Genomic DNA, 11,184 nt, shown 5'->3' with positions numbered 1-11,184 from the left:
ACTTTAGGCTTCCCAGTCAAAGCTGGGCTTGCACACCATCCTCTTTCACTCGACCTCCTTATGAACCATATTCCCTCGGGGCGTTAACTCCTCCCACTCTGGTACCATAGGCCTCACACCGGGGTGAGTCAAGAGGCGGATGGAATTCGCCTGGACGGCCCGCCCACTGTGGTGATTCCTTCTGTCCGGTGGTATCTTGCTGAACGCTCAGTTGTACGACAGGCCTTACATTTTTCAGAACCGAGAGGACTATGGCCCATGGCAACCGCGTTGACCAGTGAGAACGTTCACGAGGCATGGTCTGCACTGGTGAGAGATGTGCGCACTGCCGTGCTGCTCACGATGCGAAATGAACGGCCGTTCGGGTCGCATGTGCCATATGTGTTCGGATCGGACTGGACAAGAGCATACCTCCATCTCAGCCGCCTCGCGCTCCACACACAACATCTACTGGCTGATCCACGACTGTCGCTGTTCATCGCCGAACCGGACGGACTTGAGAAAAACCCACTGGCATTACGCCGGATAAATCTCCAGGGCGAGGCAGTAGTATTGTCGCCTGATGCACCATCCTATCGTGCAATCAAGGAACGATACCTGGAACGCTTCCCTCAAGCTGAGATGATGTTTGGATTTGGTGATTTTGCCCTGTGGGAACTACGACTCGATGACGCCCACTTTGTACTCGGCTTTGGCCAAGCCTTTGTCTCAACCGCCGCCACGCCAGCCAGGTGGGTACATCAAAAAGTAGAGCGGCTGACTCTTCAGAAAGAATAAACTCAGTCAGTGCGTCCTTGGATCCATTCCTAACAGGGGAGAAAAGACTTCGTATATTTTCCCATGTCTTCACAAATGAGGAACTCCCATGCGGAACTCCCTGCTGGATTCGATGACTGAATGTTGGTCCACCGCTCATGATGCAGATGTAACCGCGCCTCTGTACCACCGTTCACCCAAGGCCCTCGCATGTGATCGATAGCTGGGCCATGCTTACAGATATGGCCCCTGCCTGAATGTGATCCTTCGCTCATAGCGTCACCGTAAACCCGCGACTCCGGAAAATGGTCCGAATGGTGTTCACCTGTGAAGGGGGATAGCCCAGCCCGATTGCTGCGGCAACCAGCGCATTAGCTGCCTGATTGAACGAGGTATCGGCGGTCAACAAAAAATGATGCTGCAGAATGACGATATCAGCCTTGGTCCCACCAAGCACACTCCGAATTTGCCACAGGGCGGCGGACCATATTTCTCCATCGTCGTGGACCTCGCCTACGACTGACTCTGGGTAATGCTTGGTCCCGTCTAACCGGCGAAGACAGGGAGGGCTTGTCGATGAGTAAGAAGTCGCATCCCACTCGGCAAGACAAGCATCTTGAAACCCGCCGCTGAGCTGAGCGCCTAGAGTGCCGGCCCAATAGTCTCCGAAACCCTCTCCAATCGAATCCGCTTCCAACGTCGTTCCATAGCCCGGAATCTGGTTGTCGAGGATTGAATGGCCATACTCATGCCACACGACATCGGCATCTTCCGCGTCGTCGACGCCACCAGTCCCGTAAGTAATGCGCTTCGTGGACGATTGATAGAAAGAATTATCTTTTTTATAGCGATCGACGCTGAACACCTGTTGCCGATTGTTCACATTGGAAAATCCCAGGGATTGGATATATCGCTGGGCATAATCCAAGTAGTAATAGCCCATGGCTTCGCTGAACCCATCGGAGCTGCGATCGAACACAAACGTCTGGCTCGCCGAAGATACTCGCCTCTTTGAAGCGCTGCTGGAGGCATAGGTACCGTCAAGGAAGCCGCTGCCATCTAATCCCGTCAGCGTCACGGAACGGTAGGCTGACTGAGGGACGGCCGAAGCCGCATCCGCCTGATCGCTCAAGGTATTGTCACGTGTGGCCACGACCGCATTCACCAAAAACACTTGCCCCGTTCCAGTAGCATAGCGATTCAAATCGTGTGGAGGCGCTAGCGCTTTCCCTGTCTGGGCATGCATAAAAACCTGCCAAGCCGGCCCAGAGGTATGGATAACGACTTCCCATGCGAGCGCGGGCGTCCCTGTGCTGCCATAGATAACAAGCTTGGCCGAAGCTCTGGGGCCCTCGACTGGCTCCTCCTGATCACTCGAGCCAGCGGAGATTTGTCCATGAGCTGCCTGTATGGCCTGCTCTGGCTTCAGCGAAGGAATCACCGTGGGCAATTTCGCCGTCGGCACTGTAGTGTTCGTGAGACCAACGACGGAGCCGTCACGGTCAAAATGAATCTTCAATTCTCCACCATACACCGGTACACCATCGGCCCTCTGGCTGAACACATACACGCGGCCCATCGGCGTCTCTCGGCTGCTTGTAAGAGAAAAACCGGTGAGTGCTGCATCAAGCTTGAAGAGAGCCGCATGCGTCGAAAGAAACTCGCGAGCCGCGGCTTCGGAATCTCCGGTCGTCTTTGATAAGGTCCCGTATACGGCTTTCGGAGTGCCCCAGAGATGACTCCAGGTGACTGATACAGGACCAGACGCCTTGCTGGCCAAGGCAGCCCAAAGCGGAAGAAGATCTGGATCGGGCTGGCCTTGCGGCTGAGATTCAGTTGGACCTCCATGACGTGTGAGATGCCCATCCTCAGGGGTGGTAGCTTGGGCAATCCCAATACTGACGATCATCACTGCAACACCCGAAAGTAGAAACGGTCGGATTGAAGAATGAGTGGCCACGCGCATCTGATCCCCCTTAGGTAAACACTTTATGGAAGGATGAGGATCCTAGCAATGGAGGCGGAGAACGTCAACGGAAGGAGTGTCGCCTGGAAGGCTTTTTACTTCTTGGTTCTACAGAGCAAGCCCAGCGAGCTCCCCAGAGCTAAGCCACTGAAGAAAGTCAGGCCAAGGATCACACCGAGCAATGACGTAGATGGACCTGCCTGACGACGGATATAGCGACCGGCTTGGGAACCGACCGTCGCCTCCCCACCGATCCAGCTGCGAGGATCGTCATGCTGTGTTTCATTCAGATGGTTCAAAGACTTCATGACTGCCTTTCTTCATCCAACGCGATATAGTCGTCGATGAGCTGTTCCAATTCATCCAACTCCCGGGGTCGGAGATCGACAAATCGCACCCCGAACGTTCGATCGACATTCCATTGCACCCGGGCTTGTTCAATTAGGATCGGGGTATCGTCTCCTGGGACAATCAATTTGACGGCGATCTGCCTTCCTGGTTGGACCACGAGGGAACTCTCTATCTGGGCGCCGCTCAGTGATACATCGCGTGTCTCACCTTCCACTTCGTGCGAGTTCACCCGAACCAGGCTTTTCACATGGGCGGGAACCCGACGATGCTGACGACGCTCCATGTAAATGAGCATACCCCATCCAGACCGAGAAAAGCATCCGACATCCTCTCAAGTCGCTGATTGTTCGGGCATTCCCTTGCAACTCATCGAAGCTTTTCGTTAAGGTACAGCACGATGGAGAGGGCTCGTTCGCGCCAACTTATCTTTGCCTGCGCGAGTGGGTTATTCCTACCCCTCTGCTTCCCCAAGTTCGACCTGGGTTTGCTAGCCTGGATTGTCCTCATTCCTCTTCACCTCGCGCTCGATCAATGTTCCAAGCTGCGGGCGTTTTGGATCGGCTGGCTGAGTGGATTGATCGGGTTCACCGGCATCATGGCCTGGGTTGTCACCGCCATGACCACGTACGGCAAGGTTCCAGAACCGGTGAGTTACGCCATCCTCCTCTTGCTGACCGCATACCTAGGACTGTACACGGGCCTCTACAGTCTTGCTGTCGTCTGGCTCCGTGACCTCATCCCACGCTACGGAATTTTCTTTGCCCCATGCTTCTGGGTCGCCCTTGAGTTGTTCCGCACCTACCTCCTCTCAGGCCTTCCCTGGTGCCTTCTGGGGTATTCTCAATACCGCGAATTGGAATTGATTCAGATCGCAGACCATACAGGCGTGTACGGCATTTCGTTCCTCATTGTCCTGGTGAATCTTGCGCTGGCAGAACTGATCTTGTGGATCATGCCATTTTTCCGTGGGTTTCACCCGGTCAAGCTTCCCTGGGAGCTCCTCACGACTGCAGCCGCCTGCATGGTACTCTCGTGGATCTACAGCTCGGCGATCTTGAGCGATCGCAACACAAGAGATCCGAACACTTCCATTACTGTTGGAGTCGTCCAGCCGAACATCGATCAAGCCGTGAAGTGGGATAGGGCCTTCCGCGATGAAACAATGCAGCGCTTCGATCGACTGACTGCCGAACTGGGAACCGCTACTGACTTGGTCGTGTGGCCGGAAGCCGCGACACCGTTCATCTTGGAGCGTGAAAAGGAGTATCAGGTGCAACTGATCGCATGGGCGGAACGGGCCCAGGCGCCGATTCTTCTCGGGAGTCCGGCCTTGCGGTTTTATCCGGATCGCCGTCCCTATCTTTTGAACAGCGCCTACCTGCTGGGGAGAGACGGTACGCTCATCGGCCGATACGATAAACACCATCTCGTCCCTTTTGGGGAATACATCCCTCTCAAATCCTCGTTGTTATTCTTCCTCGATAAGTTGGTAGAGGGAATCGGTGATTTCGAGGCAGGCCCGGGGCCAACCACGCTCTCCTTCACACCAAAGTCATGGGGAACAGAAGGTTCCCCTGGTTCACGACCCATCAAGTTCGGTGTGGCAATCTGTTATGAAGTCATTTTCCCGGATTTAGTCCGTCAGTTCGCCGCAAACGGAGCGGAGTTTTTGGTGACGATCACAAATGATGGATGGTTCGGGCCGTCCTCAGCCCCTGCCCAGCACTTTGCCATGGTCGTCTTTCGCTCCGTGGAGAATCACGTCGCCTTCGCGCGCGCCGCCAACACAGGCATCTCCGGGTTCATCGACCCCTTCGGACAGATTATCCACGAGACGCCCCTGTTCACGGAGCAGGCCTCCCACGCCGTGATCCCGACCAGACAAATCCCGACCTTCTACAGTTATTACGGCGATGTGTTTGCCTACGCCTGTGTTATACTCTGCGCGCTTTTGTGCCTGTTTGGGTATTTCCGCAGCAAAGAACCAGTCATGACGGCCATCACACCGGCCTGACCGAAGCAAGGAGGATCGTGGCATGTTAGAGGAAGTCGAAGGTCGCGTGCACGCCCTGGCAGATCAAGTCTCGGAATTACGGGGGCATCTTTGACTTCGCTCATATGACGTCTCAGTTGCAAGAACTTGAAGCGCAGATGGGTCAGCCGCACTTCTGGAACGATGCCCGCGCTGCGGCTGCCGTAAGCCGAAAAAAAACGACGATCGAGCGAGAGCTGCGGCAGTGGCAGGAACTTGAAACAAAAATGGGCGATATCGGCGCGCTGCTGGAACTTGCACGTGAGAGTGGTGACGCCGGCCTGGAGATGGAGCTCACGACAGAGTTGAGCCGGCTGGAGCCGCGCTTGGCCACTCTACGGGTCGAACTGCTCTTGTCCGGCGAACTGGACTCCAATAACGCCATTCTGGCGATTCACCCAGGTGCCGGTGGCACCGAGTCGCAGGATTGGGCGCAAATGCTTCTTCGTATGTATGTGCGGTGGGCGGAGCAGAAGAAATTCAAGGTAGACACGTTGGACCTGCTGCCCGGCGATGAAGCAGGCATCAAAAGCGTCACCGTTTCAATCACCGGACCCTATGCCTATGGGTACCTCAAAGCGGAAGCCGGCGTTCATCGCTTGGTACGTATTTCACCCTTCGACTCCAACAAGCGGCGGCACACGTCGTTTGCGTCCGTCTTCGTGTATCCGGAGCTGAGCGAGGATATCGATGTCGTGGTCGAAGACAAGGATCTGCGGATCGACACGTTCCGCGCAGGAGGTGCCGGAGGCCAGAACGTCAACAAGGTAGAGACTGCCATCCGCATCACCCATCTCCCGAGTGGGATCGTCGTGCAGTGCCAGAACGAACGGTCTCAACTTCAGAATCGAAACGGGGCGATGAAGATCTTAAAAGCACGCCTCTTTGAACTGGAGCAGCAGAAGAAGGAAGCTGAGTTCAACGCCATCGTCGGTGAAAAGAAAGATATCGCGTGGGGCAGCCAAATTCGGTCGTACGTGTTCCAGCCCTACCAAATGGTGAAGGATCACCGAACCGGCCATCAAACCGGTGTGGTGGCTTCCGTCATGGACGGGGATCTCGATGGCTTCATTGAAGCCTATCTCACCAAAAAGATCACAAAAGGGAGCAGTCAGGCGCCAGCCATCAGCGATCAAGATGACGACATCTAGGAGCTGAGGGCTGAATGCTGAAGACTTTAGAGCAACCCCATGGATGAACTGAACGAACAGCGGCAGCAACGAATCAAGAAACTTGACGTCCTTCGAGAGGTCGGCGTCGCACCCTACGGGACCCGTTTCGAGGTAAACGACCGAGCCGGACAGCTCATCAAGCTACACGGTGAGAAAACCAAACAGGTGCTCGAACAAGAAAAGATCTCGTGCACCCTTGCTGGGCGTGTAGTTGCCCTGCGGCGTTTCGGCAAGGCGGGATTCGCCGTCTTACAGGACGGAGCCGACCGCCTCCAGGTCTATCTGAAGAAAGATTTCCTGTCAGACCAGGCCTATACCGTTGTCGAACAGCTGGATCTCGGCGACTGGATCGGCGTCACCGGAACGTTGTTTCGTACCAAGACGGACGAATTCACGGTCGAGGTTCATCACCTGACCTTTCTCAGTAAGGCCCTTCGCCCGCTGCCCGAAAAATGGCATGGGCTGACCGATGTCGAGACCAGGTATCGGCAGCGCTACGTTGATCTGATCGCCAATCCTCAAGTCCACCACATCTTCGCTACTCGAAGCCGGATCATCGCCGGAATCCGATCCTTCCTGATCGAACGAGGGTTCCTGGAGGTGGAGACCCCGATGATGCATCCCATTCCCGGAGGCGCAGCGGCAAAGCCGTTCGTCACGCATCATAATGCGCTCGGCGTGGATCTTTATCTGCGTATCGCACCGGAACTCTATCTGAAGCGCCTGATCGTCGGAGGATTTCCGCGGGTCTTCGAGATCAACCGCAACTTTAGGAATGAAGGCATCTCGACGATTCACAATCCTGAATTTACGATGCTGGAATTCTACATGTCCTACGCGGACTATCAGGATCTGATCGCTCTCACCGAAGAACTCATCTCCAGCTTGGCTCAACAGCTCATGGGTAAGACGGTGATTCAATACCAGGGCAAGGAGATCATCCTCACACCCCCCTGGCGGCGATGGTCCTACCATCAGGCCATTCTGGAAGTGAATCGTCTCGACTCGTCGGTCCTCCATGATCGTGACAAGGCCCTGGCAGCAGCCAAACAGCTGAATGTCCACGTGGACCCCACATCCACCTTATTCGCGATCCTCAACGAAATCTTTGAGGAAACCGTTGAGCCGAATCTTCAACAGCCGACCTTTATCACCGACTACCCGATTGAAATCTCTCCACTCGCGAGGCGGAAGGATGCAGATCCGACCTTGACCGATCGATTCGAGCTGTACATCGCCGGGAGAGAAATTGCGAACGCCTTTTCCGAGCTGAACGATCCGTTGGACCAACGTGAGCGGTTTGAAGGTCAAGCCGCGCAGCGTGAGGCAGGCGATGAGGAAGCCCATGTCGTCGATGAAGATTTCTTGCGCGCACTCGAATTCGGCATGCCCCCGACCGCAGGAGAAGGGATCGGGATCGACCGTCTGATCATGCTGTTGACCGACCAAGCATCCATTCGGGATGTTGTCCTCTTTCCTCAGCTCCGACCGGAGAAATCTTAAGCGTGACCCTTCCCTTTGAAATCTTCGTCGGACTCCGCTACCTCCGCGCCAAGCGTCGGAACCGGACCATCTCACTGAATACCTTTGTGTCGATCGCGGGTATTACATTGGGCGTGGCGGCATTGATCGGCACTGTCGGCATCATGACCGGATTCCGAGAAGACATTCAAAGCAAGATCCTCGGCACCACCGCCCATATCATCGTCCAAGAACGCATGAAAGAGAATATGACCGACTATGACCGTCTCACCGACAAGGTTCAGACGGTCCCCGACGTGGTGGCGGCTACCCCGTTTGTCCTCCGACAGGTGCTCCTGACAACGCAATCTGGGGTGCAAGGGATCGTCCTTCGCGGAATCGACCCAAAGCGAGAAGCGAATGTGACGGAGCTCGGTAAAAACATTACGGCAGGACAGCTCGTTGATCTCCTCACACCCATCAAGGTGATGCAGACTCCTGCCGACGATCCCCAAGCAGCACCACGTCTCGTTGAAAAGCCAGGCATTATCCTCGGCAAAGAGCTGGCTCTTAGGTTGGGGGTGTTTGTAGGCGACACTGTCAATGTGGTCTCTCCCGTTGGACCGATCAGCGCAATGGGGATGGTCCCCAAGATTCGAACCTTTGCCGTCGTTGCCCTCTTCCATTCCGGCATGTACGAATACGATTCGTCTCTGGCCTACATCGAGCTCGGCGAAGCCCAAAAGTTTTTCAACATGGCTGCCAGCGTGTCCGGCGTGGAGGTCAAAGTCACCGATGTGTTCCGTGCCGCAGATATCGCTCGAAACATTGAACAGGAGTTAGGATTCAGCCATGGGGCCAGAGATTGGATGCAGATGAATCGTAACCTATTTTCGGCGCTCAAACTGGAGAAGACGATGATGTTTCTCCTGCTGGTCCTGATCACGATTGTGGCCTCATTCAACATCGTCAGCACATTGACCATGATCGTGACGGAGAAGCAGAAAGAAATTGCGATCCTCAAGGCCATGGGCGCGACCAAGCAGAGCATCCGCCGCATTTTCATGCTCAACGGATTGATCATTGGATTCACCGGAACCGGCATCGGGATCCCGTTAGGCTATGCGTTTCTCTGGCTCATTCAAACATTTTGGACCTTCGACCCGAGCGTGTATTACATCTCGACTATTCCGGTGCACGTATTGGCCGAGGATGTATTGCTCGTGGCGGGGTCGGCCATCTTGATTAGTTTTGTCGCAACGGTCCACCCAGCCAATCAGGCCGCAAAGTTGGAACCGGTGGCGGCGTTGCGTTATGAATAAACTCACAGGACTGAGAATTGATGGCCGAGGACTGAGTCGTAATTTCTATCCCAATACTCCGAGCCTCAGCCCTCAGTCCTCAGTCCTCACAACTCACCACTGAACATGATTAACGTCACCAATCTCCATAAATCCTTCTCAATGGGATCCTACGAAGTGCCCGTGCTCAAGGGAATCAATCTTGAGATTCAGCGCGGAGAGTTGGTGGCCATTGTCGGAGCCTCCGGGGCCGGTAAGAGCACCTTGCTCCACATTATCGGCACCCTAGATAAACCGAGTAGCGGAACCGTCACGTTCGATGGGCAGGACCTCTTTCGCATGACCGAGGCGCAGCAAGCGGAGTTCCGTAATAGACGAATCGGGTTCGTCTTCCAATTCCATCACTTGCTCGCCGAATTCACGGCGTTGGAAAATGCCTGCATGCCGGCGCTCGTGCAACGTCGCGACCCCGCCATTGTCAGCACAGAAGCCACTACCCTCCTCACGGAAGTCGGATTGGGACATCGGTTGCATCACAAGCCCGGAGAGCTGTCAGGAGGAGAGCAGCAGCGAGTCGCCATGGCCCGCGCACTCATGCAGAAGCCGGATGTTGTCTTGGCAGATGAACCGACCGGCAACCTGGACACCCACAGCGGAGACGGGTTGTTTGGATTGATGCGCACGTTGAGCCAGACGCGCGGTACGACGTTCGTGATCGTCACGCATAACGACAAGCTCTCGGCTCAGTCCGATCGCATTATCCACATGCAGGACGGACAAATCGTCTGAAGACGACTCACCACCCGGCGAGAGTCTTCCCTCGTTCGCATTCCTTCTGTCCGTCTGGAGACATGTGGTGGGCAGACCCCTCATGCCCTTCACACCGACCGGTGAGCAACCCGCGATTCCTTGACGAACTTTTGATCCTTCTCTAGACTCGCCTAGGTTCTCATTGACCGTAGAGCTCGACATGCACCCTTCACATCCCCTCCGCATAGGCCTGTTGCTGGTTCTGTCAGCATGGCCGTCACTCGTATCCGCGGCGGAATTCGTCATCTCAGGCCCTCGTGCCATGGGTATGGGTGGAGCCGGTGTGGCCGTGACAACCAATGCGCTCGCCACCTATTGGAATCCTGCCGGCCTGGCCATGACTCAAACCGTCGACATTCGCCTTCAAGGCGGTGGGCAAGCGACAGACCGTCTCGGCATCGGAGATGCCCTGCATGACCTGGAGAACTTCGATCGTACTGATACCTCTCCAGCAAATCTGGTGAAAGCCCAGTTGATTGCCGATCGCATCAACCGGCCCGGTGCCACGGTTTCAGTCAACGGATCGGCCGGCCTCTATTTCAAAGGACATCTTGGTGAACATGCCTTCGGATTCAATGTCTCGGATGTCGCCACAGGCGGTGGATTCGTCTCAACACCCGTGACGGTGACCCCACCCGTTGGGCCAGGATCGCCGGTCACGGTGACTGGTCAAATGGCGCTGCGCGGCCTGGAAGCCAGGCAACTCGCCTTTTCCTATGCCTATGCCTTCGCTGACAAGACGTTTTCTATCGGAATTACGGCAAAGGTCATTCAAGGTGCTGCGTACAATGGCTCCACCGCTCTCCAAGGGGGAAGTGGGGTCAGCACAACCGATCACTTCGGTAAACCGAATATCTCTACAACCTACGGAATTGACATCGGGGCAATCTATCGTCCATCCTCCTGGGTGAGGTTTGGGGTCGTTGCAAAGGATATCAATAAGCCAACTTTCGACGCCGCCGGCGGAGGCGAGCTGAAGCTGGAACCACAGGTCCGAGCTGGAGTTGCGATTAACCCCTATTCGACCCTGACCTTGACCGCCGATGTGGATGCAACGTCAAACAAGACCTTTATCCCAGGTGTGAAGAGCCAACTTTTGAGCTTGGGACTCGAACAGACAATTTTGTCGGAATTTCTTTCGTTTCGGATCGGAACATTCAAAAATATGCAGGATGCGTCCACCCCATTCGTTCCGACGGCAGGCCTGGGGATGCGATGGTTTAATTTCCGGGCCGATGCCGGTGGGGGGTATGACTTTCGTGAAAAGGGTGCACTCGTGTCTGCTTCTATTTCCTTGACGTTCTAATGGTATACTAAACTCATGTTGGCTCGAGT

10 protein-coding genes are annotated in these 11,184 nt (G+C 55.3%); 7 read left to right on the top strand and 3 right to left on the bottom strand.

Annotated features, from left to right (window positions below; genetic code table 11):
* Positions 1–258 precede the first annotated feature (258 nt).
* A complete protein-coding gene (locus tag ACMTNU_RS11940) occupies positions 259–777 on the top strand; it encodes a HugZ family protein (RefSeq protein WP_413935486.1) in 519 nt (172 codons plus the stop codon).
* Positions 778–1,027: 250 nt separating this feature from the next.
* Here ACMTNU_RS11940 and ACMTNU_RS11935 read toward each other — a convergent pair whose 3' ends face one another.
* From ACMTNU_RS11935 to ACMTNU_RS11925, 3 genes are all read right to left on the bottom strand, one after another.
* Complete coding sequence (locus ACMTNU_RS11935; RefSeq protein ID WP_413935485.1) at positions 1,028–2,665, bottom strand: M36 family metallopeptidase; 1,638 nt, start codon at positions 2,663–2,665, stop codon at positions 1,028–1,030.
* 152 nt (positions 2,666–2,817) lie between these two features.
* Entirely contained in the window at positions 2,818–3,030 is a 213-nt protein-coding gene (locus ACMTNU_RS11930; RefSeq protein WP_413935484.1) for a hypothetical protein, read from the bottom strand.
* Positions 3,027–3,368, bottom strand: a complete 342-nt coding sequence (locus tag ACMTNU_RS11925; protein ID WP_413935483.1) for a PilZ domain-containing protein — start codon at positions 3,366–3,368, stop codon at positions 3,027–3,029. Before ACMTNU_RS11925 ends, ACMTNU_RS11930 begins: the two co-directional genes overlap by 4 nt.
* Before the next feature lie 102 nt (positions 3,369–3,470).
* On the opposite strand from ACMTNU_RS11925, the gene lnt reads away from it, so the two are divergent.
* From lnt to traF, 6 genes are all read left to right on the top strand, one after another.
* Positions 3,471–5,087: an apolipoprotein N-acyltransferase gene (gene lnt, locus ACMTNU_RS11920; protein ID WP_413935482.1), complete on the top strand. Its 1,617-nt coding sequence runs from the start codon at positions 3,471–3,473 to the stop codon at positions 5,085–5,087.
* Between the two features lie 22 nt (positions 5,088–5,109).
* A protein-coding gene (gene prfB, locus ACMTNU_RS11915; protein WP_413935481.1) for a peptide chain release factor 2 occupies positions 5,110–6,256 on the top strand; the annotation gives its coding sequence in 2 pieces (ribosomal slippage) (positions 5,110–5,178 and positions 5,180–6,256; 1,146 coding nt in all).
* Positions 6,257–6,295: 39 nt separating this feature from the next.
* On the top strand, positions 6,296–7,780 hold the full coding sequence (gene lysS / locus ACMTNU_RS11910) for a lysine--tRNA ligase (protein WP_413935480.1): 1,485 nt from the start codon (positions 6,296–6,298) through the stop codon (positions 7,778–7,780).
* 2 nt (positions 7,781–7,782) lie between these two features.
* The gene (locus ACMTNU_RS11905) at positions 7,783–9,060 is read left to right on the top strand and encodes a lipoprotein-releasing ABC transporter permease subunit (protein ID WP_413935479.1); all 1,278 of its coding nucleotides are present in this window, start codon (positions 7,783–7,785) and stop codon (positions 9,058–9,060) included.
* A 105-nt stretch (positions 9,061–9,165) separates the two neighbouring features.
* Positions 9,166–9,828: an ABC transporter ATP-binding protein gene (locus ACMTNU_RS11900; RefSeq protein WP_413935478.1), complete on the top strand. Its 663-nt coding sequence runs from the start codon at positions 9,166–9,168 to the stop codon at positions 9,826–9,828.
* A 181-nt stretch (positions 9,829–10,009) separates the two neighbouring features.
* On the top strand, positions 10,010–11,155 hold the full coding sequence (traF, locus tag ACMTNU_RS11895; RefSeq protein WP_413935477.1) for a conjugal transfer protein TraF: 1,146 nt from the start codon (positions 10,010–10,012) through the stop codon (positions 11,153–11,155).
* Positions 11,156–11,184 lie beyond the last annotated feature (29 nt).

The organism is Nitrospira sp. BLG_1 (genome assembly GCF_047338595.1).
Lineage (GTDB): Bacteria > Nitrospirota > Nitrospiria > Nitrospirales > Nitrospiraceae > Nitrospira_D.
The sequence above is the reverse complement of the archived record's forward strand: the minus strand, read 5'-3'. Positions and strand labels throughout refer to the sequence as shown.

Coding starts and splice junctions, on each gene's coding strand:
- ACMTNU_RS11940 (WP_413935486.1), top strand. CDS start 259: ATGGCAACCGCGTTGACCAGTGAGAACGTTCACGAGGCATGGTCTGCA.
- ACMTNU_RS11935 (WP_413935485.1), bottom strand. CDS start 2,665: ATGATCGTCAGTATTGGGATTGCCCAAGCTACCACCCCTGAGGATGGG.
- ACMTNU_RS11930 (WP_413935484.1), bottom strand. CDS start 3,030: ATGAAGTCTTTGAACCATCTGAATGAAACACAGCATGACGATCCTCGC.
- ACMTNU_RS11925 (WP_413935483.1), bottom strand. CDS start 3,368: ATGCTCATTTACATGGAGCGTCGTCAGCATCGTCGGGTTCCCGCCCAT.
- lnt (WP_413935482.1), top strand. CDS start 3,471: ATGGAGAGGGCTCGTTCGCGCCAACTTATCTTTGCCTGCGCGAGTGGG.
- lysS (WP_413935480.1), top strand. CDS start 6,296: ATGGATGAACTGAACGAACAGCGGCAGCAACGAATCAAGAAACTTGAC.
- ACMTNU_RS11900 (WP_413935478.1), top strand. CDS start 9,166: ATGATTAACGTCACCAATCTCCATAAATCCTTCTCAATGGGATCCTAC.
- traF (WP_413935477.1), top strand. CDS start 10,010: ATGCACCCTTCACATCCCCTCCGCATAGGCCTGTTGCTGGTTCTGTCA.